At 45.5% G+C, this 26,719-nt stretch carries 14 protein-coding genes; 4 read left to right on the top strand and 10 right to left on the bottom strand.

Annotation, left to right across the window (positions count from 1 at the left end; all coding sequences use genetic code 11):
• Positions 1-23 precede the first annotated feature (23 nt).
• The 5 genes from VYM24_RS24255 to VYM24_RS24235 form a co-directional block, all read right to left on the bottom strand.
• Positions 24-560, bottom strand: a complete 537-nt coding sequence (locus VYM24_RS24255; protein ID WP_291550724.1) for a UpxY family transcription antiterminator — start codon at positions 558-560, stop codon at positions 24-26.
• Between the two features lie 504 nt (positions 561-1,064).
• Positions 1,065-2,291: a site-specific integrase gene (locus VYM24_RS24250; protein WP_330941089.1), complete on the bottom strand. Its 1,227-nt coding sequence runs from the start codon at positions 2,289-2,291 to the stop codon at positions 1,065-1,067.
• A 316-nt stretch (positions 2,292-2,607) separates the two neighbouring features.
• Positions 2,608-4,653, bottom strand: coding sequence for a glycoside hydrolase family 16 (locus tag VYM24_RS24245; RefSeq protein WP_330941088.1), 2,046 nt, complete (start codon positions 4,651-4,653; stop codon positions 2,608-2,610).
• A gap of 106 nt (positions 4,654-4,759) precedes the next feature.
• Positions 4,760-5,572 (bottom strand): ThuA domain-containing protein, encoded by an 813-nt coding sequence (locus VYM24_RS24240; protein ID WP_294604673.1) that lies wholly within the window; start codon positions 5,570-5,572, stop codon positions 4,760-4,762.
• Positions 5,573-5,607: 35 nt separating this feature from the next.
• The gene (locus tag VYM24_RS24235; RefSeq protein ID WP_330941087.1) at positions 5,608-8,073 is read right to left on the bottom strand and encodes a glycoside hydrolase family 9 protein; all 2,466 of its coding nucleotides are present in this window, start codon (positions 8,071-8,073) and stop codon (positions 5,608-5,610) included.
• A 441-nt stretch (positions 8,074-8,514) separates the two neighbouring features.
• On the opposite strand from VYM24_RS24235, the gene VYM24_RS24230 reads away from it, so the two are divergent.
• The 3 genes from VYM24_RS24230 (at position 8,515) to VYM24_RS24220 (ending at position 13,556) form a co-directional block, all read left to right on the top strand.
• Positions 8,515-10,623: a prolyl oligopeptidase family serine peptidase gene (locus VYM24_RS24230; protein ID WP_330941086.1), complete on the top strand. Its 2,109-nt coding sequence runs from the start codon at positions 8,515-8,517 to the stop codon at positions 10,621-10,623.
• 233 nt (positions 10,624-10,856) lie between these two features.
• A complete protein-coding gene (gdhA, locus tag VYM24_RS24225; protein WP_291550733.1) occupies positions 10,857-12,194 on the top strand; it encodes an NADP-specific glutamate dehydrogenase in 1,338 nt (445 codons plus the stop codon).
• A 201-nt stretch (positions 12,195-12,395) separates the two neighbouring features.
• On the top strand, positions 12,396-13,556 hold the full coding sequence (locus VYM24_RS24220) for a M24 family metallopeptidase (RefSeq protein ID WP_330941085.1): 1,161 nt from the start codon (positions 12,396-12,398) through the stop codon (positions 13,554-13,556).
• A 35-nt stretch (positions 13,557-13,591) separates the two neighbouring features.
• Here VYM24_RS24220 and VYM24_RS24215 read toward each other — a convergent pair whose 3' ends face one another.
• The 3 genes from VYM24_RS24215 to ruvA form a co-directional block, all read right to left on the bottom strand.
• Positions 13,592-14,593: a DUF3843 family protein gene (locus VYM24_RS24215; protein ID WP_330941084.1), complete on the bottom strand. Its 1,002-nt coding sequence runs from the start codon at positions 14,591-14,593 to the stop codon at positions 13,592-13,594.
• 67 nt (positions 14,594-14,660) lie between these two features.
• Complete coding sequence (sov, locus tag VYM24_RS24210) at positions 14,661-22,148, bottom strand: T9SS outer membrane translocon Sov/SprA (protein WP_330941083.1); 7,488 nt, start codon at positions 22,146-22,148, stop codon at positions 14,661-14,663.
• A gap of 101 nt (positions 22,149-22,249) precedes the next feature.
• Positions 22,250-22,855 (bottom strand): Holliday junction branch migration protein RuvA, encoded by a 606-nt coding sequence (ruvA, locus tag VYM24_RS24205; protein ID WP_330941082.1) that lies wholly within the window; start codon positions 22,853-22,855, stop codon positions 22,250-22,252.
• 234 nt (positions 22,856-23,089) lie between these two features.
• On the opposite strand from ruvA, the gene VYM24_RS24200 reads away from it, so the two are divergent.
• A complete protein-coding gene (locus VYM24_RS24200; protein ID WP_291550742.1) occupies positions 23,090-23,989 on the top strand; it encodes a diaminopimelate dehydrogenase in 900 nt (299 codons plus the stop codon).
• Positions 23,990-24,118: 129 nt separating this feature from the next.
• Here VYM24_RS24200 and rseP read toward each other — a convergent pair whose 3' ends face one another.
• Both rseP and VYM24_RS24190 read right to left on the bottom strand, forming a co-directional pair.
• Positions 24,119-25,453, bottom strand: a complete 1,335-nt coding sequence (gene rseP, locus VYM24_RS24195) for an RIP metalloprotease RseP (protein ID WP_291536257.1) — start codon at positions 25,451-25,453, stop codon at positions 24,119-24,121.
• A gap of 106 nt (positions 25,454-25,559) precedes the next feature.
• Entirely contained in the window at positions 25,560-26,711 is a 1,152-nt protein-coding gene (locus VYM24_RS24190; RefSeq protein WP_291550743.1) for a 1-deoxy-D-xylulose-5-phosphate reductoisomerase, read from the bottom strand.
• Positions 26,712-26,719 lie beyond the last annotated feature (8 nt).

Here is a 26,719-nt window from a genome sequence, read left to right as displayed (position 1 = left end):
AGAGCTTGTTTAATTGTATTGATTTATATTTTCCTGAGAAAGCATTGGGGAATATAGGCAGTTGCCACCGCGCACACACCTTGTATTGCTACTATCAGGCGGCGGTTTCCTTTGATGCGGTGTATGCAGCCTTCTGCTCCCTTGAATGGACCATCCGTAACAAGAACCCGTTCGCCGGTGCTGTACTCCATGGGAACATCGCCGAAATAGTCCAGCCCTTTCTCTCCGGAGGAAGTGACAAGCATGAAAATTTTCATTTCACGTTCGGGAATAGCTATCGGCAGCTTTTGCCAATTGACAAGACGGGTATATAGTAGAACTCGGTCTGCCAGCTTCTGCTGTAAGGCCAATGCTTGTTTCTCTGTGGAATGGAAGAACAGAAGGGAGGAAATGATCGGTTTACGTACATGCTTTTTCACTCCGCCCCGCTCTACAAGAATTCTTTCACAAGGAATATAGCTCTCGATTTTGTCTTTATTCAGCGTGTCTTCTATCTCAAATACTTTGTTGTAAAAGACTTTGAATGCATACCAATGCATAATTGAAGATGCCTCTTCCATATTTGTCGTATCTCACCTAAAAGATATTCCTTCCATTCCTGCGTATCTGAGTATTTTTGATCTTCAAAACAACTCTGATGCACAGCAAGCAAGGTTAATCCAATTCTTCGTTTTGTCTGTCGATTTTTGGAACTCGGAACTTCTCCTGACCCAGGAGAAGGTATCCGTAACCCTGTAATTGTACCGTTTCTAAGTAAGAAACGGCACGACGTTGTAAACCCTTGAATTACTGTAGGATAAAAAATATCTTTTTATCCTATTTTTTTAGGTCTTGTAGATTCGGTACGATGTTTGGATAATTTTTTTAGAATATATCTATCGAGTTCTATATTAGCATCTGTTTTTAATATCTATTCATTTCTTTTTTTTATGAGTATCTGTCTATAGTGTTAAAAATCAATATTTTGTACTCGTTTTGAGATTGAAATATAAACAAATATTTATAGCATTATGTTGTTTTATTCTTTTATTTGTTATATCTTTGCGCCGTAATTTTAAGGTTTCTTACTTAGAAACGTTACAACATAACGCCTCTAAAATCCCTTCATTTGCTTTGTCTATCTGTGAATTTTCTACAGACTCCAAATATATAAGCGTGGTCTTTTCGGAAGTATGTCCCATGCCTGCACTAATGACGGATAACGGGACGTTGTGGTTGCGTGCAACCGTCGCCCAGCTATGCCTTGCAGTATAGGAAGAGAGGCGTAGATCTTCTCCTGTCAATTTCCCCAGTTTCTTCAACTTTCGGTTATGATAACCCAGTGCCGTCTGATATTGTCGGAAAGCTTCTTCCGGATCATTGGAGGTAATGATAGGGAAAAGATAAGGGCTATTGCGGACGGACGGTTCGTAGCGCTTGATAATCTCCTCTATAAGAGGTTCTATGCGTACGATGAGGCGTTGTCCAGTCTTATGGCGGACATAGCTGAGCACTCCTCCGTTTATGTCCTTTTTCTTTAGATAGGCAATATCTACGAAAGCCATTCCACGGGTACAATAACTGAAGATAAACATGTCGCGAGAAAAGGCAAGTGGAGCAGAATGGGTCAGATCCAGTTTTTGCAAACAAACCATGATACCTTCACGCACAGCACGTTTGTGGGTACGTTCCACACCGGTATAAACATTCCGAAAGGGATACGTCTGCTCCAATTGCTTTATGCTTATCACTTTATTATAGGCAGAGCGCAAAGTCCGCATATAAAAAGAACTGCTGTTCTTGCTCACCTTTCGTGCCCGGAGCCATTGTTCATATTCCATGATAAGTCTTTCGTCTACTTGCTTGAAAGGGATGTCCAAACCTCCCAGGAAGCCTGAAAAACTGTTCATTGCACGTTGCAAATTGCGGGCGTTTCCCCACCGTTCGTCATTTTTTAACTCATCGACCAGAGCTGCCAAGCAGGACAGTATTGTGTCTTCGTTTTCATCCCTGGCATGAAAGCGGGCGATGACGTCCGCCAAAGTGTAGTCTTTCCCCGCTTCATCCCATTCGCATAGAATCTGACGAATATATCGCAAGTCTTTCTCTATTTGACGTTGGTAGCGTGCTGACATTCCATTATTGTCCGCTTCACTTATAAATGCTTCCTTTTCTGCATCCCACCATTGGGAAAGCACATGCATTCGGGTGGTTATCTGCCTGTTGCTTTGCTTGTGGCATAGCTGGTAATAGATGCTACCGGCCTTTCCTTCCACCGATGATTTTCTGAATTTTACTTTTACGGTCGCCATAGTTTTTTATCAATTTATATAAATATATACTATGTACGACAAAAAAGAAAGTAATCTGTTCAAACTATTTCTCGCTCATCAACTCCTCCATGCCGTCGATGGCCAAAGCTCCAGCACCCAACAGGCAAATGAATCTCGGGTTGAGCTTGGTAATAACTACGCCGTTGGTGAGAAAACGGATAGTCACGTCATGCAAATGCTGCCACAGCGTTCTCCACCAGCATTGAAGTGGCAGCCACGTATCTGGCGGCCCCTCACGATGATGCTGGCAGCAATGCCCGTGGAAAACATCACTCCTATTCTTGCTGTTCTGTTATCATTTTCCTATGAATTCGTCTATATATGCCCTGTAATCGTGGTGTGTATTATAGGTACTTTTTCCTATGCCGTTCAATATATAATTGAAACCTTTAGCACCTCCTCCCGAAAGAGTGTTGTTGCACATGTGATACATTCTTATACCGGCTTTATCGGGTACTTCTATTGAATTTTCAATCATTATTTCGTTATGTAACACATCATAAATGCCGAAGGCAAAAGCTTCATGAGTATTCACGTTATCAGCCACTTTATATGCGGCATATCCGGCGTGTGTGCCGTTTTCGCTCATGTAATATTCCTGTGAGGGAGCATCATAGGGCGTCTCGCACTGATAGAAGTAAGTTCGTCCATGTTCTCCTGTCCAGTAAGTCTGATATTCCTGGAAGTGCTCGTTGAATAAGCCGTAAATGGTGACATAGTCGCCGTTTACTATCAGACCGTTTCTGGTGGTATTGATTTCCCAGCCTACACTGCCGCGAACACCATGATCTGCCCTCCATATCCAGAAATGGTCGCCAATCACGTCATTACTGTTTAATTCGACTGCACGGTCTACATGTACCTTTGCCGGACGGAATCCGCCTATCCGGAAGAACAAGTCGGTGAGCAGAATAGGATTTTGTATATGTCTTTGAGCTGTTTTCTCCGTGCCGACCTGAATCAGGGTATTGGAAGTGTAATGTGCATCAAACATCAGAGAGGCAATCGTTACCCCGTCTACATCTTCTACCAGAATCGCCGTATCGGAATTTTTTTCTCCCGGAATCAGAGTCGCCCATCCTATTCCCAATATAATGGTGTTGGGGCGGGTGACGCGGAGTGGCTCTGAAAGCTCGTACATGCCGGGAGTTATAAGCAGATGTTTACCCGCTGCGAGTTGCTTATTCATATATTCGGCCGAGGCACCCGGTTTCACTACATAAAATTCATTCAGTAAATCCAGACTTTCACCTTCGCCCATATCAGTGCGGCTGTAGGATACTCCTTTGTGTTCGTGTTTCAGTGCCGGACGGAATACTTTGTATCTTCCGTCGTCACCGATAAACAAGAACGGCTTTTCGCGTATGACTGGGGTAGTGGGGATGAAAGTTACATTTCCTCCTTTGTCCCAGTTGTTCCGATAGGTCTTTGTATCTACTTCCGGCCCCAGTTCAACGCCTTGGAAACAGTAGTTGTATTTGATTTCTTCGAACTCCCCACGTCCTTTATTCAGGAAGGAATTGCGGGTATACCATTGTTGTTGGTTCTTAGAACCTGCGGCAGCTTCAAAATAGCAGTCTGCGGTGAATCCGCCGCTTACCCATCCGTTTTCCCATTGATTACGTACAACGCGCTGTGAGTAGATACGACGAATAGGTGCTGCCTGCGATACGGCCCATTTGAAAGTTTCTTCTTCGTCGTAGGTTTCCGGTCCTATGACGGACAGGTTTTCTGTAGAGCGCCAGAAGGTACATGTGCCGTTTCCGTTACTTAGATGGGGTGGGGTGTGTATATTGGAAACTTCCACGTCAAACGGTGTTTTGCCCAACCCTGCCAGATGTACATAGAACGGGACTTTCAGCAGTCCGGCTTCCTTGTAATCTCCCGCCTTGAACAAGAGGGCATAACGGTTGGGACTGAATTCCTTGCCGAACATCTGGTCGTGAATGGCATTGATTTCATGTCCCACGTCTTCTTTCCGGTCCGTATTGCTATATATGTATACATAGTCGCCGAATAACTCGGCATCCATAGAAATAGAAGCCACCAATTCACCTTTACTATCCATAATCTGATAGTAATAATCATGGGGATTTCCTTTCGGCTTTTTATCGACAAATGTTGTTGAAGAGGTACTGCCAATTGTTTTGTATTCGCTGAATTTTCCGGTAGCTCTTTTTATGGTGTATTTGCCGGCAGGGGCTTGTGGTGAAATCATGGTGCTGAAATCCAGGATGATATTCCCATTCCGCACTTCGATGTCTTTGGCTTTGGCTTGCAGACCAATTAACTGGAGGCAAACCGCAATGAATACTATCTTGAGAAGTTGATTTATTTTCATATTTCTGCAAATCTTCGGATTATATTATCTGTTTAATAAACACATCCACGGCCGCTACACGTTGCAATGTTGAGTTTTTCATTCAGTATAGGGTATTTGCTGACTTTTATTTCTTAAACGGATCTCCTTTCTTGTCAGTACTAACCACCCAACGGAAAGCATTTACAAATAAGAGATTTTGTGTAGCATCGATGAATTCTTCATCGCCATGTCCCATGTTCAGGTATATCATCCTGTACTTGGTATTGGTCCATACGAGAGGGAAGTCGCCAAAATTGACCACGTCCTTGATTCCTAACGGATAGTTCTTAGGTGAAAGAGTGAGCAGGACTTCTACGTCTTTGTTGGCTCTCGGACTGGGATTCCACTGATACCATTCGCTGGACGGAGCCACAAAGGAGGCAGGTAAATTCTTGGTGACGGGGTGATTCTCATTGTCAACTTCAACCAATACAGGTTGAGGGGGCCAGTTATTACAATAGAAAACCCCGCCACCCAGAAAATCTACAAACCAAGGCCAATTTGTGTTCTTGTCATTATAGGCGGCAACGTGGAAGCCTACCCAGCCTCCTCCGTTTTCCATATATTTTTCAAAAGCGTCACGTTCAGCTTTTGTATTGGGATAACCGTCGAGCATTACCACTACGCTGTAGTCTTTCAGCTTTTCGTAGGTGTATGTGGAGAGATCCATGGTGAAGTCCAGTACAAAGCCGTCGCCATAGTTCAGTTTCTTGAAGAACTCTACTGCCTGCAGGGAGAATTGATAGTGTGCTTCTTCCGCATGTTGCGTATAATAAACCAGTGCTTTGAAACGCGGCGCATTGGCATAATTGGCCGGATAGCCTTGAGGCGTTTGCGCATTTACCAGAAATGTGCAGACAGCAAACAATAGAGTCAGATAGAATTTGATTGTTCTCATAGCATGTATATTTTATATGATTAATAATTTCTTTCTTAATATTCGGCGATAAGCGATAACCATTTTCCGGCCGAGGTCACCCACACTTCCTTGTAACAGGCATTGTTGGTCTGCGGCCAGTAGGGGACGTCATCGTTGCCCAGCGTACGGATACCGACGGGCATTTCACCGGTCATCTCGCCGGAAGAAAAAGTGTTCATCTGAGGATAATTGTACCCTTCACCGTATATCAGCGATTGCCCGAAAGGATTCTTGCCGACGGTCCAGTAAAGTTGTTCCCGTCCGATAGTCAGCAACTCTTCGTCTTTGAGGAAGTTTCCGCAGATGGCGGCGGATTTTCCGGTGGAAAGATGGATGGCTGTGTTGCCGTTGAAGATGCTGAACCATACGGGGAAACGTTTCAGATAATGTTCTTTATCGAGTTTGACTCCCCGTGTTATCTGTTCCGTGTACAGTTCCTGTGCATTGGCAGGTGGAAAAAGATGGAGGGAGTAGAAGCTGGCGGAATCTTTATATTCTTCCGCATGATATACCCCGCTCGGAACCATTCCGTAAGGTTGGGTATATTTCATCAGGCCTTTCAGATAGTTTCCGTACAGTTGTATGGAGTTCGCCCACTTCTGATAATCGGGATGCTCTTTTTGCATTTCGCAGAGTAAGGTCATGGCTTGCATGTAAATCTGCTCGCGCGACTGATGGATATAGTGTACGATAGATTTCCGTGATTTATCCCGATAGAAGAATCCGCAGGTCCTGCCTTTGTCTTTCAACGGTTCGGTGCGCTGGCAATCGAGTACATACCGGATGGCTTCTGCAGCAGTTTCCGCATAGCAGGATTTTCCCGTCAGTTTATAGAGCATGCTGGCGGACCAGGATATGGTTGCCATATACTGGCTGTGAGAGGTATTGTAGCTATGTTCGTACATCTGTTTGAACAGGTCGAAACCATCTTTTTTGAACTTCTCCATAGCGAATGAGAAATCCTCTTCCGCCACCTTCCGCAGATGTTCTTGCAGCATCGGGTCCCGGTCTATGGTCATAGCGGCATAAGCCTCGTAGCCTGCATAGAGGAAGTTGTCGAATGCCATGTTCTGAACACGTACCGAATGAATATCATCCAATGTATTTAGAACGCCATCCTGCCAGATAAGCAATCCCATGCTGCTGGCACGGTAACCATCCCCGTAACGGTTCTTCAGGATAAACTCAACTCCCCATTCGGCTTCCTCCAGTAAGCGTGCAGCCAGTGGGGCATTGGTTTCTTTGAGGCGGTTGTAGGCTTCCAATAAGGAGAAAGTCACATCTCCGGTTTGTAAGGTCTGTTGCGACAAGTCGCCTGCATCGTGCCATCCGCCCGAGTAAGAGATACTTTTTCCGTCATGCCGGGAAAATAAATCCGTGTGACAGGCGGCGTGTTTGCCGGGAACAGGATGGCCGCAGCGTTGGCAAAACAGGAAGTTCAGCACTCTCCAAAGGGAGTTATCCCATACGTTTTCACCTATCCGGAACGGGGGCGTCATGATGTCGCCTACTTTCAGTTGATAATCTCCCGGCTGATTGAAAGCGGTAAAGTCGATAACTCCGAATTCTCCGATAGTTGTTTGCTGCCGCTCCAGTGAACCTTCGTAGGCAACCTGGTCGTTAGCAGCATTAATCAGTTGGAAATGTTTCCATTGACCACACAATCCGGTGTTGACGATGGCTGTTTTCCGGTCACCTGTTTCATATCCTGTGGTGGAATAAGCAATTGTATGCTCTGCCGGACTCCATCCGCTTACCTGCTCAGGGTTCTTGATTTGTTGCAGTTGGAGGTTATCGATATAATAAACGGCAGAATCACCCGTAGTCCGGTCTTTCCCTTTCAGGGCCGTATCAAAGCTGATTGCCATTACTTTATCCCGTTGATACTCATCTATCTCGAGGAAACAATGGTTCCACGTCTTGTTCACGAGATTGATGAGATGCGAACCGCTGGGAGGGTTATATCCTGCTTTGGGGGTGGAACTGTCGTTTGTAAATGTCAGGTTCATATTGACTACGCGGGCTCCGTCACAGTCGGGATAGATGGAGAAGAAAATCCTATTGTATCCTTCCCAGTTTTTTCCATTGACGTGATAGGTGACGCGGCTGTTTCCATAGGTTGCATAATCGGGGTCGGAGGGGGAACCGGTAGCCCTTTCTCCTGTAGATGTAGGGAAGGACAGGCGGATGCTTCCTTTACCCGATACAGACTTCTCTTTAGAAAAAGACATTTCCCCTTGTCCGGAGTGGCGCCATCCATCCGTTCCGCCGGATACCGTAAGCGGTTGGCTGGACAGGATTTCTTTTTTCAGGGCTTTTTCTTCGAATGAACGGGTGGTGTTCAAGGGTAGCGGAGCATGAATCAATCCTGTTTCATAAACTTGCTTTTCCAGTTGGGCATCCCTCGTCAGAAGATTTTGGCTGAATAGGGAAGAATTGGCGATGAACAACAAGAGTAATATGAATGTTTTTTTTCTCATGATTATGTTAACCTTTTGTTTCTAAATGCAAGGTTAGCTATTATTTAGCAAAAGAAGGTTTGATAACTGCCATAAAACCTTTAAAAACCATCAAAAAGAAGGAAAATGATAGAATCTCGACTTTTTGTGATAATATTTAAACTAAGGTATCCTTCTCTTCTTCTTAATTCCCTCTTCCTTTGTCTATGTTCTTTTCTTTTCCGTATATATTGGAAATTTTCTCTTAACAGATTCGGTTTACTTCCGTTAAATATACTATTCTTTATTCTTGGCTACTGGTTTTCCTTTTCCTCTGCATTAAATGCAATTTAAAATATAATTATAGGATAAACCCTTGTTTCCTATTGGTTGTTTTTGTATTTTTAACGCCTGAATTTGGTGAGACGTTTTCACGACAATTTTCAAAAAAGAATGAACAATCATCTCCTATTTATGTATAATATGAAAAAAGTAACTTTATTTGCAACCGGTGTCATCATGATGTCATGTGCTCAACAACAGAAGATTACGTATCCTGAAACCGCGAAGGTGGATACTGTAGATGTTTATTTTGGAACAGAAGTTCCCGACCCGTATCGGTGGTTGGAGAATGATATTTCTGCTGCAACTGCCGCATGGGTGGAAGCCCAGAACAAAGTAACGAATGACTATTTGTCTAAAATACCTTTTCGTGATGCTCTGCTGAAGCGACTGACGGATGTGGCTAATTATGAAAAGATTGGTACACCATTCAAGAAACACGGTAAGTATTATTTCTATAAGAATGACGGTTTGCAGAACCAGAGTGTGCTGTATGTACAGGATAGCTTGGACGGTGAACCGCGCGTATTCCTTGATCCTAACAAACTTTCGGATGACGGTACGGTAGCTTTAACAAGCATTTCTTTTTCGAATAACGGAAAATATACCGGCTACACCATTTCGCGCAGTGGTTCGGATTGGCAGGAGATTTATGTAATGGATACTGAAACCGGCAAGTTGCTGGACGATCATATTCAATGGGCAAAGTTTACAGGAGCTAGCTGGCAGGGCGATGGATTTTACTACAGCGCTTACGATGCTCCGGTGAAAGGGAAGGAGTTCTCTAACGTGAACGAGAATCATAAGATTTATTACCACAAGATGGGTACGCCGCAATCGCAGGATAAGCTGGTTTACCAGAATCAGGCATATCCCAAACGTTTCTACAGTGTCAGTGTGAATGAGGATGAAACCATCCTGTTCCTGTATGAAAGTGGTGACGGACGGGGCAATGCCTTGTATATGAAAGATCTGCGTAAACCGAACGCGCCATTCGTTGCAATGGCTACGGATATGGATTACACTTATGCTCCTATAGAGGTGATTGGTGACAAAATCTATATGTTTACGAACTACAATGCGCCGAAATATCGCCTCATGACAGTGGATATCAATAAACCCGCCCTGAAAGACTGGACGGAGCTGGTTCCGGAAAGTGAGAATGTACTTTCGGATGTCGGTGTGATAGGCGGGAAGTTGTTCCTGACATATGATAAAGATGCTTCCAACCACGCGTATGTATATGGCCTGGACGGCAAGGAGATACAGGAAATTAAGTTGCCTTCGCTCGGTTCCGTAGGTTTCAGTGGTGACAAGGATGACGAGGAATGTTTCTTCGGTTTTACTTCGTTCACCATCCCCGGTGCTACGTATAAATATGATATGGATGCGAATACGTATGAGCTCTTCCGTGCTCCGAAGGTTGACTTCAACTCCGATGAATTTATAACGGAGCAGGTATTCTATCCCAGCAAGGATGGTACCAAGATACCGATGTTCCTGACTTATAAGAAGGATCTGAAGAAAGACGGTACAAATCCGGTGTATCTCTATGGTTACGGTGGTTTCAATATCAGCCTTAATCCGGGTTTCTCTACATCACGTATTCCGTTCCTGGAAAATGGAGGTATCTATGCACAGGTTAATCTGCGTGGTGGCGGTGAGTATGGCGAAGACTGGCACATAGCGGGTACGAAGATGCAGAAACAGAATGTGTTCGACGACTTCATCGCAGCTGCCGAATACCTTATTAATGATAAATATACCAACAAAGATAAAATCGCTATCGTAGGTGGCTCTAATGGTGGTTTGCTGGTAGGTGCCTGTATGACACAACGTCCCGATTTGTTCCGCGTAGCCGTTCCGCAGGTAGGTGTAATGGATATGCTTCGCTATCATAAGTTTACTATCGGTTGGAACTGGGCAAGCGATTACGGTACGAGCGAGGACAGCAAGGAAATGTTTGAGTACCTGAAAGGCTACTCTCCGCTACACAACCTGAAACCCGGCACCAAATATCCCGCAACTATGGTTACTACCGCCGACCATGACGACCGTGTAGTTCCTGCCCACTCATTCAAATTTGCCGCTACCCTGCAAGAATGTAACGACGGAACGAATCCTACTATTATCCGTATCGACAGTAAAGCCGGACATGGTGCAGGCAAACCTATGGCTAAGGTTCTGGAAGAACAGGCTGACATTTACGGATTTATAATGTATAACATGGGAATGAAACCGAAACTATAAATTAAGTATTAGGTATTAAGTATTAATTGGCTGCGCAAATGACGCTGCATACTTAATACTTAATACCTAACACTTAATACCTGATTTTGACGTTTTATCATTATTTAATCAAAATATCACTGAAAAGTATAGGTAAATCCAAAAGTTTTCCTATATTTGCAGTGTTATTCGTTGACATTTTGTTCGAATAACCTTAAAATCACGAAAGGACAAACCTTTTAAAACGTAATATTATGAATATCGAACGAATTATGTCCTCATTAGAGGCAAAGCATCCCGGCGAGTCTGAATATCTTCAAGCCGTAAAGGAAGTGCTTCTTTCCATCGAAGATATCTATAACCAGCATCCAGAGTTCGAGAAAGCTAAAATCATAGAACGCTTGGTTGAACCCGACCGTATCTTTACGTTCCGTGTTACTTGGGTGGACGACAAAGGTGATGTACAAACCAACCTTGGTTACCGTGTGCAATTCAACAATGCCATTGGCCCGTACAAAGGCGGTATTCGTTTCCATGCTTCCGTAAATCTTTCCATCCTTAAATTCTTAGGCTTCGAACAGACGTTTAAGAACGCGCTGACTACTCTGCCTATGGGTGGTGGTAAAGGTGGTTCCGACTTCTCTCCGCGCGGTAAGAGCGATGGTGAAATCATGCGCTTCTGCCAGGCATTCATGTTGGAGCTGTGGCGTCACCTTGGTCCGGATATGGATGTACCAGCCGGTGATATCGGTGTAGGCGGTCGTGAAGTGGGCTATATGTTCGGTATGTATAAGAAGTTAACCCGTGAATTTACTGGCACATTTACCGGAAAGGGTTTGGAATTCGGCGGTTCTCTGATTCGTCCTGAAGCTACAGGTTTCGGTGGATTGTACTTCGTGAACCAGATGTTAGAAACTAAAGGCATTGATATCAAAGGTAAGACCGTTGCTGTTTCCGGTTTCGGAAATGTAGCTTGGGGTGCCGCTACCAAAGCAACCGAACTGGGTGCGAAAGTGATTACTATCTCCGGTCCGGACGGATACATTTATGATCCGAATGGTATCAGTGGCGAAAAGATAGATTATATGCTTGAACTCCGTGCATCGGGCAATGATATAGTAGCTCCGTATGCAGACGAATTCCCCGGCTCTACATTTGTTGCCGGTAAGCGCCCTTGGGAAGTGAAAGCTGATATTGCACTGCCTTGTGCTACGCAAAATGAACTGAACGGTGATGATGCCCGTCAGTTGATTGAAAATAAAGTGATGTGTGTGGGTGAAATATCTAATATGGGCTGTACGCCGGAAGCTATCGACCTGTTCATCGAACATAAGGTGATGTATGCTCCGGGTAAGGCAGTCAATGCCGGTGGTGTTGCCACTTCCGGCTTGGAAATGTCGCAGAACGCAATGCACCTCAGTTGGAGTGCTGCCGAAGTGGACGAGAAACTGCACGCTATTATGCACGGCATTCATGCACAATGCGTAAAATATGGGACAGAACCTGACGGTTACATCAACTACGTGAAGGGAGCCAATATTGCAGGCTTCATGAAGGTGGCTCACGCAATGATGGGTCAGGGAATTATTTAAAGGAAAACTTTGTTTAGTTGTATTTGTATTTGTGGTTTGTGCTGTCCTGCCTGTGAAGGTGTAGGGCAGTACTTTTTTAATGAAGAATGAAGAATTTGGTTGCACTATACAAGTACACCGTGCGGAAATTCTTCATTCTTCATTCTTCATTCTTCAATTTTTAGTCTACCTTTGCATCTCGAAATTATAAATAACAAAGAGATGTTACAACCGGAACTAAAATTAAGACGCGATAAAATACGTGTCTTGATGGCTCAACAAGAGATTGATGCCGCTCTTATCACTTGCAATGTAAACTTGATTTATACGTACGGACGCGTTGTCAGCGGCTATCTGTATTTACCGTTGAATGCTCCGGCACGCTTATTTATCAAACGTCCTAATAATATTGAAGGAGAACATATACTTCCTATCCGTAAGCCGGAACAATTGCCCGATTTACTGAAAGAATGCGGCCTGCCCTTGCCTGCGAAATTGATGTTGGAGGGAGACGAACTCTCTTATACGGAGTATACCCGTCTGGCAGCCTGCTTTCCTGAAACTACTGTTGTGAATGGTACTCCCCTGATTCGTAAGGCGCGTAGTGTAAAGACAGATATTGAGATTGAAATGTTCCGTCGTTCGGGTATTGCCCATACGAAGGCTTATGAACAGATTCCTTCTGTGTATCGACCGGGAATGACGGATCGTCAGTTGTCTATTGAAATAGAACGCCTGATGCGTTTGGAAGGTTGTCTGGGTATTTTCCGTACATTTGGTCAGAGTATGGAGATATTTATGGGGAGCTTGCTGGCTGGAGATAATGCTACTGCTCCTGCACCTTATGACTTTGCTTTGGGTGGTGAAGGACTTGATCCGTCTATACCTATCGGTGCAAACGGTGCATTGTTGCAACCCGGTCAGAGTTTTATGGTTGATATGGGTGGAAACTTCTATGGATACATGGGGGATATGAGCCGAGTATTCTCTATCGGCAAGTTACCGGAGAAGGCTTATGCTGTACATCAAACATGTCTGGATGTACAGGCAGCTGTGATTGAAAAGGCAAAACCGGGTGCTGTTTGCGAAGATCTCTATAATACAGCTATTGATATCGTAACGAAAGTCGGATTTGCCGATTACTTTATGGGAGTAGGACAGAAGGCGAAATTTATCGGTCATGGCATTGGCTTGGAGATCAACGAAGCTCCTGTACTGGCTCCGCGTATGAAGCAGGAATTAGAACCGGGTATGGTATTTGCTCTCGAACCTAAAATCGTATTGCCGGGTGTCGGTCCCCTGGGTATTGAAAACTCATGGGTAGTGACAGCAGACGGGGTAGAGAAGTTGACACTGTGCAAGGAAGAGATAATAGAAATGTAGGATAAGTATGAAGTATTAATACTTCATACTTTTTCTCACTCTCCTTCGTAATACTCACACAAGAAGTATCGTGCAATGAAGTCCCAATTATTGTGCAATACCTCTTTTCCACCAGGGAAGGGAAGTTGAATATCAGGAAGCAGGCCTTTTGCCATACCATATTTCAGGAGATCAAAGGGGCAGGTACCCGGATAAGTGAATAATTTGTATCCTTTGGCAGCTGCCTTTTCTGTATTATAAGTCGGATTGCGTGGATCGCAGAAACAATAAGAGACATTAGCGGCAATCAGCATACCTTTGGCATTGGCATAGATCACAAAGTTTCTTTCATCTCTTAATTCCGGCAACAGACTTTCATTTTTATCTTCCCATTTTAGTTCTTCCACAAAGAAACGGCGTAATTCATCGTAGGTGGTAAAATAAAGTAGCGGTTCTCCTTTGCTGTAAGCCAGGCAGTTCTCCACATCTTTTTTAAGTGTCATTCCGGGAGTGATTTCGGGAAGTGGCACTAATGGCATTTCCAGTAAATCAAGTCCCATCACCCAAATGGGAGAAGACGGCTCGTCGCAGATGGGAGCTTCTTCAAAGGCGGTATCCATCACATCATATATCTTTTGGCTGAATTCTATCAGTTCAGGATCATGAGGATTCTGGATAATAACTTCGTCCTCTTCGAAGATGGCATAGCGGGAGAGGAGCGTCCACTGAATGAATGAGATATCCTCTACATTGATTTCGTCGGGAAGATACTCGTCGGTCAGCGTATAGAAAGGAAGATAGGACTTGTACAATCCGTAATAGGCATTGGAAAACTCTTTCCAACCACCGGACTGGGCGATGGCATCTTGCAGATAAATAGCTAGTGAAAGGGCGGTATCTACTTTCTCTGTTTCAAACTTTTTACTGTATAAAGGGGATGCATCGATCAAAGATAGCAGTTGACTGGCGAAGTTCAAATACCAGGTGTCGGTCGAGAGTTGTTTACTGCGTTCGTTAATTCCTAACCAACGCTTCATATAAATTCTTGCTTGTTTCATATTGCTTGTTGTTTACCTCACAAAGATAAAACTTTCCCTTGAATTGCTCCTTAATCGTCGAGTCTATTTACCGCGTGAGAGAGAATTTCATACTGAAACCAAAGTCGGCACTGACTACCGGATATGAACTGGAGGATATTAACGGGGTATTTTGCTGGCGGTCATAGTAGAGGCGCAGGGTTAACAAGCGACTCAGAGTGTAGTCTGCCGAACATGATATTTTTAGGGCTTTGTTGCCATTGGTAGCTTGTGCAAAACCTTGCTGGATGTCCCGGCAGAGGGCGGACTGGTTGCGGAATGAAATATCTGCACGGAGAGCAAGGTCATGACTGACACGATTCTTGCTGTCTTTTACATTCCGACCACTGAATAAGTTGAAGTTTACAATCTTGTATCCCAAGCCGATAACGAAATCGCGGGAAGCGGTTTCTACCAGTTGACAAGCGCTCATGCTGAGGTTTAATATACGACTGGTTTTATATTCCACTTTGGCGGTAAGTCCGTTTTTGAGGGTGGCATCCATACCGATAAGGGGGGAGAATTGCTCGTTAATGGATACCATGCTGATGTCAAAGCGCGATGAAGGGATAGGATTTCCTGATTGCACGTCTTCTACAAAGCCTATATCACCCATATAGCTCATGAAATTCTGGAAAGTGTTGTAGCTGCCAACGCTGTAGGTGCTGCGATAGGCATGATTCAGATTGACACTGCGGAAGTTCTTTTTGAACCATGCTATCTTGGTAAGTCCTGTGTAGGTGATACGCCAGTTCGGCATCATGGAGAACAGGCTGGGAAAGAAGTCGAGGGCGGAGTTCCGGGCGCTCCTTCCGGTATAGGCGGCGAGGAAGGCAGGGATCATGACATCCGGTGAGTGCTTACTGATTGTGCCGTTTGCCGGATCGAATGTCTTTCCGGCAAGGGCGCTGCCTCGCGGATATTGTGCACCGAGGAATTGGGATTCCACACGGTCACGGATAACGTCAAGGTTGCGGCGGAAGCGTTCGAATGTACCGGAATGGTAACCGTCGCCGGCGCTGGGGCGTTCGAAAGCGCTACCGATAGAAATGATACTCATAGAGAAGTTACCACTGCGGGTATCCGGCATACCTTCGAACATATATTGTATTTCGCGGCTGCGGTTTCGGGTACGATTGGCGGTAAGGTCTATTTTGAGGTCGCGTATCGGTTCAAGGGAGATGCGCAATTGGAGATCTTCAAGGGCATTGCTGCTGGCGGGGCTGACAACGGAGTCGTTGCAGATGAGCCATTCGTTTTGCAAGGCACGGTCGATATAGCCGTCTCCGGTGAAACCGAATGCAAAGTCCATTCCCGGAGCAAGGAAGCCTCCGTGTTTCTTCTGGCCGAACATGTCACCGACTTCAGGACGGAAACCGGGAAGGGTCATGGCATACGTATTTTTGTAGGTAAAGCTGAAATTACGTACGCTCATGGCAATGCGGGCGGCATGCTGGCCGAATTTATACCACCAACCATCTTCCGGATCAGGACCGGGGATTACAGTGAGCTTTACGCGTGCCGTGTCTTGCGTATCAATACGTAGTGAATTAGCGTTTATAACCTTATAACGTACGGGATAACGACGTCCGTCCACTGTGAGAGCGGTGACTCTGGGACGACGGGAGTTCATGCCGTGCTGAATGGTAACCGTAGTGTCCGCGCGCAATTGTACTTCCTTGTCGAAGCGACGGGGCTTTTGTTCTTTGGGTGAGGCGGGTTTACGATAGGAAGCGGAAAAGCGGCGGTTTACTTTCTTTAAATAAGGTACCTTGTTATAGAGTGCTTCGAGATTGAAACGCGAGTTTACGTCGATGCTGCGCTGATTGCTGACAGTATTGCCCATTTCTACGCCATCGGAAAGGGAAACGCCCCGGTCCCAGTTGTAAGAAGAGGTGAAACGAAGGTCGGCACTGATCCAGTCGGTAGCGGGGAACTTGTCGAATGGGAGCTTATAAGTGGCATTGAATGTCTGCTGGAAATCAATAGGACGGCCGAGCGAGAACAGGCTGCGGCGTACTGTATCTTTCCAGGCTGAGTATTCATCGGGATAAAGGTCTTTATTTACTACACCGTAAGGTTCTTCAATCTCGGCGTGGGTAGCGGAGGTAAAGTTCAGTTTCAGGTTCTTTGTCAGGTCCCAGCGCAGGGCGAAGTCACGGTTCCAGAGGAATTCTTTAGCGACGGAGATGGGGATACCTTCGATACTGATATCTCCGCTACCGGCGGAACTGTTTCCGGCGGTCAGTGCTTCCAGGTCGCGGAGTTGAAGTTCGTAATAGTGACGCGTCATATCGGTATTGAACGAGACGCTTTGGGGTAGCCAGTTCAGGTTGAGCTCTTTGATGAAACGCATCCACGGAGATTTGCTTTCCATAGCTTTGAAAGGTTCCCACGGACGATAGACAGGAGCATAATTATAAGTCATCGCAGCGCGCCAGTCTGTTTCGTTTTCGTAAGCTGTGGTGCTACCCTGGTTGTGGCGGAGGGAACGGGAATAGCTGAAAGTAAAGTTTCCCGGATCGTATGGCATGGGGTTTTTACTTGTAATACCCAGTCGTGCATTGCTGAGGCTGAAATTGCGGTAGGTTGTAATTTCACGGGCGATATTCATCAGCGAGTCTCGTTCCCAATCGGTGGTACAGGCATCCAGGGCGTCATCCAGCAACATATCTTTATCCAGGGGATTGTACTTTGGCGTAGTGGCCTCCTTGGAGTAAGAGAAGTAAATAGGAGCGGTCAATTTAGCTTTTTTAGGAAAGAAGCGTCCCAGATCGAATGTAGTGGTGAAACTATACTGATAATAGTCGTCCAGCCGGCGCTCGCTGACGCTCTGTTCCAGTCCGCCGAAACCGGCTGTTTCCACGTGACCGGCCAGGTTGATACTGCCGATATCGGAAAGCTGTAAGTTGAGATTGCCTTGTGCGGCCCAGCCGCCGTCTTCGTTGAATTCGGTCAGGCGCAGTTCGTTCACCCAGACCTCTGCCGATTTGACGGTGCGTGAGTTGTTTCTCACACCAATCATCATTGTCTTGACCTCTGCCAGTGAAGGATTACCAATCACGCTTATCTTATTGGAGGGTTTATCCGGATCGTATTCCGAATACACTTTAGCATAGCTGACACCACTGTTCGAGATATTCTTCAAGCGATTACGGGCTTTCTTGACATTAGTAAGCACACTGAGGTCAATGTCCAGATTGTTGTCTTTGGGCCAGACGGCAAGGCAACCGGCAACGGTACTTCCGTTGTATTCTCCGTGCGGAGTGAGTGTGAGGGGGATTTCGTATTCATAATAGTTGCTGCGGTAATCTGATCCGAGGCGGATGAATACGGAAAGTTCTCCGTTCTGCGGATCTGTGGAGAGATCGGGCAGAGCTTCGGCATGAGCAAACATTTGCAGCCGGCGGTATTGCCGCATGTCCATACCCGTATTCTTGTAGACGGCACGGGCATCACCCGGAGCCAATTTTTCCAGCTTCAGGCTCATGGCTTGCTCGTTCTGCTGGCGAAGTTGCGGTTGTCCCGGATCGATGACACGGGAGATACCCGGAGGCATTACATAGTTCACCGGAGTACGGTCTCCATTTTCTTCGATATTGACGGCAGAAACGTCCAGTGCAGCAGAACTGGTGGTAGAAGTGCCTTGCTGTGTATTGCTCAGTGCATCGGTATAGGTGCGCCATTCGCCGCGTACCAACTCCAGGGTGGCAAAACGCAGCACGATGGGTTTCTCAAACCCGGTCAGGAACATGCGCATGAAGCGGATGGATTTGAAGTCTTTGATGTTTCCCACAGCCTCACCACTGCGTACGGGAACTTTGAACTGATACCAGGTCACTTCTTCCGTTTGTCCGTTGCGCAGGCGGACACTGGCGGTTCGTTTATCCGTGATGTAATTCTGCCCTACTTTCAGGTCGGCAGGTGTCAGATTGATGCGATATTGGAAATACTTCTCAGTCTCGTTCAGTGTATTGTCCTGATTGATATCCTCTACATCGGGCACGGTTTTTGAAGATATATCGTATCGTTCCGGAGAATCTTCACTGGCGGTGGAGTTCCCTTCGGTATTGTTATAGTATTTATAACGCTCCAGAATGCTACGCTCTTCACGGTCATAGTCCGAGCCACGGAAATAGTGATAATTGTCGCCTGCCGGATCGTTGTAGAATTTTTCGTAAGTGGAGGCATCCACTTTGCCTTGTATGTCTGTCAGATATTTCTGATAAGTGGAGAAGGTGCGTTCGTCTTCAGTAGAGAGCCCGTTCAGTCCGACATCTTGTCTACGGCGTGCACCGGCTGCATTATCAAAGGCATATACCACACTGCGGTCGCGGGGAACACGCCCCCAAACAGTTTCTTCGGTCTTTGTGGCATCTCCATCAATGGGCAGACCGTTTTCAAAGAACTTCTTGCCATCTTTGAGGATGTCTTCGGATACTTCGCCGAGGTTGATGTAGAGAGTGCCTTTGGAAGAGTTCCCCGCAGGGTTACGCTCCTGCACCCCTGCAGGGTTATGCTCCTGCACCCCCGCAGGATTACTACCCCCCTCTCCATAGATGAAGGGGTCGAGCAACCAAAACGTGACGTATTCAATGTTTGCCGCTTCAAAATCACTGGTATCCAGTTTACGCATCATGCCTCCCCAGCGATTCTCCGGATTTTGCAGAGTACCGTCGGAATTCAGGTCTGTATCCAGATTATACGGCCCTCGTTCCTGTGGATAATAGGCTAGGTTCAGCACGTTCATGGAAGCCGATTCCTGATAGGGAGTTTCTTTATTCGGAAACAGTTCCTGCTCATAGACCTCACGTACATAGTGGTTGCTGAGCTGGTTGAGGTCGTTTTTGATGTGTGTAGGTGTCAATGAAGAGTTACGGCGGGTGAAAAGTCCGTCAATATGGTACCATGCCAGCAGTGCCCGGTTCTTTCCATAATTGATATCATTGCTGCGGGTTGCTTCGGGAAAGAGGGGAGAGGGGGTGCTTGCCAACATCCAGTATGAGGGCTGGCGAAGGTCGATACCACTTTGCGTGCTTTCGAAATCGTCGATGTACGAAGCGTTTTGTTGCAGTCCTTTGGCATGTCCCGGAATGAGATGGGCGAATTCCACACCGAGATTGATGCTGCTGGGGGCGGTTGCGGTGACGAACGGTAGTTTGTCCAGCATGTTTGTCAGCCACTGGCTCTCTTTTTTCCATGAAGCATTCACTCCCCACAATGTATTGGAGAGAGGTTCGTCACCCATTGCCACTTTGCTCGTCAGCGGTTTCTCGCTGAGGTGCATGATGCTTCCTCCGAAAGAGAAGTTCTGTGAGAAATCGTAGGTGAAGTTTAGGCCCATCATCGTTTTGCGTTGCATGCTGTAGAGCGTATTACTTTCCAGATTTACGCTGATGGCTGTGCCGGCGTCAATGATGCTTTGGTTGAGAATGGTAACTACTCCCAATGTGTAGTCTACTGTATAGTCCGAGTTTTCTACCAGTGTCATGCCTCCTGCCGTTACCCGTACTGAGCCTTGTGGAATATTCATAGCTCCTAACCGTATTTCATTGGCATTGGAGGCACGGTATTCACCTGTTAGCCGGAATTTATTCTTTTCAGCTGTTTGTTGCGCTACGGTGCGGGTGGAGTCGTACAGTTCCTGAAACACATATTTGTCCGCCAGTGCATCATTCCCGATGGCTTTGCGCAGGTGGCTGCCGAAAGGTTCTACTACAGGAAAGTAGATACGTCCGTCCGATGCTGTCACCGTATAGCCTTCGACAAAGTCGAAGAAACCGTCCGCACCTGTTTGGTTCTGGCTATTAAGGCGGTCGAGGTTCATGACACGCAACAGGGGTGTTTTGGCAATCTTTCCTTCCGGGATATAGCGTAGATATACGCCTGTTGTATCGCTTTGGTAAGTGATATTCAACTGGAATTTCTCTTTCTGCACGGAGTAGGCATTGAGACTGTAGACGTTCTTCATCATCAGATCCCAGCAGGCTGCGTCCGGGGAGTTTGCCGTGTTCTTCAGTAATTTTACGAACAAACTTTGTCCGGTCTCCTTGATGTCTGAAGAAAACTCACCTACCTGATAACTTCGTCCACCGAGTGTGTATTCAAAAGCGACTGCCAGTACTTCGTCCGGTTGAAGGGTTTGCTTCAGTGAGATGTAACCCAGTTTACTGTTCAGTGTGTATTCTGAGGAAGTGAGCAGACGGGCACTTTCTATTTTTTCGTAATCCATGCCGGGTTCGGATCCGGGGATTGTACTCATGACATTACTTACCTGGCTGATATCGCGTGCGGCTGCATAACTGCTAATCATTTTCGCATAGAGGTTATTGGCGCTATTGGCGGGAGCGTTGACGTTTGAACTGGGGTTGGCCGGGTTGCCCACTCCGCTCCAGGCGGTAGTGTTGCCTATGTGAAAGGCTTCTCCAAGATCAGTTAGTGCTACGATGTTTCGCGGATTATCATAGTTATTTCGTTTGTTGGTTACCCATACTTCGATCCTGTTAATTGTGATTCCCGAAAGGATATTCGGAAGCTGTGCCAGGTTTTTGTCATAGACATCCCGAAAATAATGGGCAAGGAAAAAGTGTCGGTTTCCTTCGTAATTGTCTGCTGAGAAGTCGAAAGTAGTGGTTTGTGCACCGCCGCGGCTGGTCACTGTTTTGGCTTCACTCTCTTGCTGGCTGATAACAGCCTGTAGCTTTAGTTTGCCAAATTGCAGGTCTGTACGAATGCCGAACAGTGCGGATGCTCCGCGTATTAGTGAGTTATTGGTGGACATGCTCACATTACCGGCTTCAATCAGTTTGATGATCTCATCTTCTTTTCCCTCATATTTCAGTTTCAGCCGTTTGGTGTCAAAATCAAAGGTAGCATCAGTGTTGTAGTTCATGTTCATATTCACCTTGTCACCTACCTTACCATTGACGTTGATATTAATTTTCTCGTCAAAGTCAAAACCAAGTGTTTTGCGTTGACTTTCCGGAAGTGAGGGATTCTTTATGTTTTTGTATGTCATGCCGAAGCTGAGTTCTGCATTACCTTGTGTACGTATTTGTACCCCACCGGGGCCGAACAACTTCTCTGCCGGTCCAAGGTTGAACTTCATATCCATAAAGTCGAAAGCTTCTTTTCCTTTGCCGATTTGTTCTCCGTTCTTTTGGCGGTAATAAGATTGCATGGATTGTTTCAACGTCCAATCCAGATATTCTTCGGGGGTTAGTATCATCGGTACACCGATTTCGGTATTCCCTAATTTTGTGCGTATGTAGTACCTGTCTGTTTTTGCATCATATTCTGCCTCGGTTCGCAGGTTCATAGGTGATTGCAAGTCGGCAGGGTGGGGAGAAAGGTCTTTTAGTGTACCCGGCACGGTCTTGCGAACGGAATATCGCGGAGCTATTGCATCTTGTATGTTTTCCGCTTCCGTTTCTTGTGTATTTTTCCCATTTACATTCTGCCCCATAACGACAAAGCTGCTAGGCATGAGCCATAGCAGCAATAACCAGATGATATGTCGTATACGAGGAGACTTCATAATGTGTTTAATTGACAGTTGACAATTGACAATTAGGCTGCGCTATATTAGGTTTAAACAATCGTTCCGAATGGTAATTGTCAACTGTCAATTGTCAATTGTTAAAGTCTTTTCAGCGCCAACTTAATAACTTGTTCCACCGGTACATCCGGCTCTTCTTTCAATATTGCCAAAACTACCTTTTGTGATGGTGCCTGTGCAAATCCCAACATAGTCAATGCTGCAATAGCTTCTTCCTGCACCTGTGCATTAGTGGCAGATAGCATTCCGCCAAGGCTTCCTATCGAACTTCCTGCGGTTGCAGCACCTGTCTTGATTTTATCTTTCAAATCTACAATCACCCGTTGGGCTGTTTTTAGTCCGATACCTTTCACTGTCTTCAGTAAATTGGCGTTTTCAGTACTGATAACATTCACAAGTTCGGCTGGTGAAAGTGCTGAAAGTATCATTCGTGCAGTATTACCGCCAATGCCCGAAACGGAAATCAGTAACAAGAATAATTCACGCTCTTGTTTATCTGCAAAGCCGTAAAGGATGTATGCATCCTCACGTATAGCCTCGTAGATATACAGTTTACACTCTTTTTTGCCTTGGATGGCAGCATACGTATTTAATGAAATATTAACGGCATATCCCAATCCGTTACAGTCGATAACTGCGGTTGCCGGGCTGAGCTCGGCAAGTCCGCCTCTAATGTATTCTATCATAATACTTACTATAACGCATGCGCGCGAAGAATATTGTGTGGAAGAGCTACGAGTTCCCTTTCGGCATAATAGCGCAGCCACTTGTAGCTCGTAGCTTGTCACTCGTAGCTCTTTCATCTTGTTAATAAAGAAAAAACTCTGTGGAACACTGAATTGTTTTGTGGTTAAATTGAATGAAAATGATTACTTTTGTGCCGATAAAATAGAAAACTGATAAATAAATTCAATAAAAGAATGAAAAAAGTAAGAGCAGCCATTGTTGGCTATGGCAATATCGGGCAATACGTGCTCGAAGCGTTGCAAGCGGCTCCCGACTTTGAAATTGCCGGTGTAGTACGCCGCGCTGGAGCTGAAAACCGTCCCGCAGAACTGAGTGAATACCCTGTTGTAAAGAATATTAAGGAATTGGAAGGTGTTGATGTTGCAATTCTTTGCACGCCAACCCGCAGTGTAGAGAATTATGCTAAAGAAATCCTTGCACTTGGCATTAATACGGTTGACAGTTTCGATATCCATACCGGTATTGTCGATTTGCGTCGCACGCTGTCTGCTTCTGCAAAAGAACATAAAGCAGTTTCTATTATTTCTGCAGGTTGGGACCCGGGAAGCGACTCTATCGTACGTACCCTGTTGGAAGCTATTGCTCCGAAAGGAATTACTTATACAAACTTTGGTCCGGGAATGAGTATGGGACATACAGTAGCTGTAAAAGCTATTGATGGTGTAAAGGCTGCTCTTTCCATGACTATTCCTACTGGAACAGGAATTCACCGCCGCATGGTTTATATCGAATTGAAAGACGGTTATGAATTTGATAAAGTGTCTGCTGCCATCAAAGCAGATCCATACTTTGTGAATGACGAGACACATGTGAAATTAGTTCCCAGCGTAGATGCTTTGCTTGACATGGGACATGGTGTAAACCTCACTCGTAAAGGAGTTTCCGGTAAAACTCAGAATCAATTGTTTGAGTTCAATATGCGTATTAATAATCCTGCACTTACTGCTCAGGTATTGGTTTGTGTAGCTCGCGCTTCCATGCGTCAACAACCTGGTTGTTACACTATGGTAGAGGTTCCGGTTATTGATCTTTTGCCGGGAGATCGTGAAGAGTGGATCGGACACTTAGTGTAAGAAAATACGATAGATATTTCATATAATAAATAGACCATCTACTCACTTCGAATAGATGGTCTATTTGTTTTAAGCAGATAGTCCGTTTGGCATAAACAGACCATCTGTTTTTATAAAGTAGAACCTACGTTAGAACAGGAACCGCAGAATATCATTAAAGTTTGCCCAAAGCAGCAATCCGAATAGCAGGAACATACCCACCATTTGTGCACGTTCCATAAACTTATCACTTGGTTTGCGACGAGCCACAATCTCATAAATAAGAAACAGTACGTGTCCGCCGTCCAGTGCCGGAATAGGCAAAATATTCATGAAGGCGAGGATAATAGAAAGGAATGCCGTCATGTACCAGAACTGATGCCAATCCCATGTAGCAGGGAAGATGCTTCCGATAGTTCCGAAGCCACCCAATTGCTTGGCGCCTTCTTTAGAGAAGAGATATTTCATCTGTCCTACATAGCCTTTCAGAGTTTGTACTCCCAATGCTGCACCAGCGGGGAAAGAGGCCAGAAAACTATATTCTTTCTTTACAACCGGCAGTAACTGATTGGTTGCCGTACGTACTACTACACCTATCTCATAAATTGAATCTGTAGCAAAAGTTATAGTATCTATCACTCCGGCACGTGCATAAGTCAATGTGATATTATGAGAAGCCGAATCCGCTTTCTGACGGCGTAACATCTCTTCTTTGAAATCGAAATAAGCAATGTTCTTTCCGTCCAATTGCATAATGCTGTCACCCGCTTGCAGGCCGGCAAGGGCAGCAGGACGGTTGGCACAAATACTATCAATAACATATGGATAGCGGAATGAGGCAAAACGTACACTGTCTGCCAGCAAACGCTCCATAAAATTCTCAGGAATATAAACGGATACTTCTTGCCCATCACGGCGTACTGTTACTTGGCGGGCATCGACAACGCTTGTCAGCATATCACCACCGTAACGTTCAAAGGGTACACCATCAGCAGATATAAGTACGTCACCGTCACGGAAACCGATAGCTTTTGCTGTTTCGTTGAATTCCATACCCAACGGAGCTTTTTGTACCGGTACATATTCATCTCCCCAAGTAAAAAGTATCATAGAATAGATGAATAATGCCAATATGAAATTGAACAATACACCACCTATCATGATTAACAACCGTTGCCATGCCGGTTTGGCCCGGAACTCCCACGGTTGCATTGGCTGTTGCATCTGTTCGGTATCCATAGACTCATCTATCATACCTGCTATCTTTACATAACCACCTAACGGTAGCCAACCAATACCATATTCCGTATCACTATTTTTCGGCTTGAACTTGAACAGGGTAAACCAAGGGTCGAAGAACAAACAAAACTTTTCTACCCGTGTCTTGAAAAGGCGGGCGAAGAGGAAGTGCCCTCCCTCATGAACGATAACGAGCAACGAAAGGCTCATAATGAGTTGCAGGGCACGAATCAAAAATGTTTCCATCTAATAATTTTTCTATTTTACTATTAACTACTATTATCTTTACTATTCTTATTCTCCTCCTTCAGGGAAGAGGGGGATTGAGATTCTCTATTTATACCTGTACGATTTATTTTATCAACTCTTGTGCAATACGGCGTGTCATCGCATCCGTAGCTACATAGTCTTCATATTCCGGTTTTGCCACAAATGATACGGTGGACATTGCTTTCTCTATCACGTCACTCATGCCGAGGAATGAAATCTCATCCCGCAGGAAAGCGGCAACTACCACTTCATTGGCTGCATTCACGATACAAGGCATATTTCCGCCTTTATGCAAAGCTTCGTAAGCCAAAGCCAGATTACGGAAACGGGTGGTATCCGGTTGTTCGAATGTCAGGTTTGTGCACATCTTGAAATCTAACCGGGGAAATGAAGCCTTCAGGCGTTGCGGATAAGAGAATGCATACTGAATAGGCAGACGCATATCCGGCATACCCAATTGTGCCTTTACTGCACCGTCTTCAAACTGCACCATCGAATGTATAATAGATTGCGGATGTACTACCACTTCAATCTGATCCGGACGAACACCGAATAACCATTTTGCTTCTATCACCTCGAACCCTTTGTTCATCATTGAAGCGGAATCAATCGTGATCTTCGCTCCCATATCCCAATTAGGGTGTTTCAAGGCTTGGGCTTTGGTTACCGTAGCCAGTTGTTCCATTGTGCAATTGCGGAACGGGCCACCGGATGCCGTAAGGATCACCTTCTCTATCGGATTGCCGAGCTCTCCCGCTAAACATTGGAAAACAGCTGAATGTTCGGAATCTACCGGTAATATAGGTGTACCGGATAGGCGTGCCATATCGTTAATCAGCTCACCTGCCACAACAAGCGTCTCCTTGTTGGCAAGAGCGATAGGTTTACGGGCACGAATAGCATTCATGGTTGGTTTCAGTCCGGCATAACCTACCATTGCAGTCAGTACGATGTCAATTTCCGAGTCTTCCACAATCTGGCAGATAGCATCCGTTCCTGCATATACTTTGATAGGCAGGTCGGCGAGGGCTTCTTTCAGTTGGGCATATTTCGTTTCGTTGGCTATAACTACCGCTTCAGGCTTGAATTTCCGAGCCTGGGCAATGAGTTCTTCTACACGGTTATTGGCGGTCAGCACATACGCTTCGTACTGGTCGGATTGTTCTTCAATCACCTGTAATGCCTGCGTACCTATGGAGCCGGTAGAACCGAGTATAGCAATTTGTTTTTTCATTTATCTAT

The organism is Bacteroides sp. MSB163, assembly GCF_036416795.1.
GTDB lineage: Bacteria > Bacteroidota > Bacteroidia > Bacteroidales > Bacteroidaceae > Bacteroides > Bacteroides maternus.
This window is presented reverse-complemented; position numbering and strand designations above follow the sequence as displayed.

What these genes read in the sequence shown, in the direction of transcription:
- VYM24_RS24240 (WP_294604673.1), bottom strand. Translation starts at nt 5,572, where the DNA reads ATGAGAACAATCAAATTCTATCTGACTCTATTGTTTGCTGTCTGCACA.
- ruvA (WP_330941082.1), bottom strand. Translation starts at nt 22,855, where the DNA reads ATGATAGAATACATTAGAGGCGGACTTGCCGAGCTCAGCCCGGCAACC.
- gdhA (WP_291550733.1), top strand. Translation starts at nt 10,857, where the DNA reads ATGAATATCGAACGAATTATGTCCTCATTAGAGGCAAAGCATCCCGGC.
- VYM24_RS24250 (WP_330941089.1), bottom strand. Translation starts at nt 2,291, where the DNA reads ATGGCGACCGTAAAAGTAAAATTCAGAAAATCATCGGTGGAAGGAAAG.
- VYM24_RS24230 (WP_330941086.1), top strand. Translation starts at nt 8,515, where the DNA reads ATGAAAAAAGTAACTTTATTTGCAACCGGTGTCATCATGATGTCATGT.
- VYM24_RS24190 (WP_291550743.1), bottom strand. Translation starts at nt 26,711, where the DNA reads ATGAAAAAACAAATTGCTATACTCGGTTCTACCGGCTCCATAGGTACG.
- VYM24_RS24200 (WP_291550742.1), top strand. Translation starts at nt 23,090, where the DNA reads ATGAAAAAAGTAAGAGCAGCCATTGTTGGCTATGGCAATATCGGGCAA.
- rseP (WP_291536257.1), bottom strand. Translation starts at nt 25,453, where the DNA reads ATGGAAACATTTTTGATTCGTGCCCTGCAACTCATTATGAGCCTTTCG.
- VYM24_RS24245 (WP_330941088.1), bottom strand. Translation starts at nt 4,653, where the DNA reads ATGAAAATAAATCAACTTCTCAAGATAGTATTCATTGCGGTTTGCCTC.
- sov (WP_330941083.1), bottom strand. Translation starts at nt 22,148, where the DNA reads ATGAAGTCTCCTCGTATACGACATATCATCTGGTTATTGCTGCTATGG.
- VYM24_RS24215 (WP_330941084.1), bottom strand. Translation starts at nt 14,593, where the DNA reads ATGAAACAAGCAAGAATTTATATGAAGCGTTGGTTAGGAATTAACGAA.
- VYM24_RS24235 (WP_330941087.1), bottom strand. Translation starts at nt 8,073, where the DNA reads ATGAGAAAAAAAACATTCATATTACTCTTGTTGTTCATCGCCAATTCT.
- VYM24_RS24220 (WP_330941085.1), top strand. Translation starts at nt 12,396, where the DNA reads ATGTTACAACCGGAACTAAAATTAAGACGCGATAAAATACGTGTCTTG.
- VYM24_RS24255 (WP_291550724.1), bottom strand. Translation starts at nt 560, where the DNA reads ATGGAAGAGGCATCTTCAATTATGCATTGGTATGCATTCAAAGTCTTT.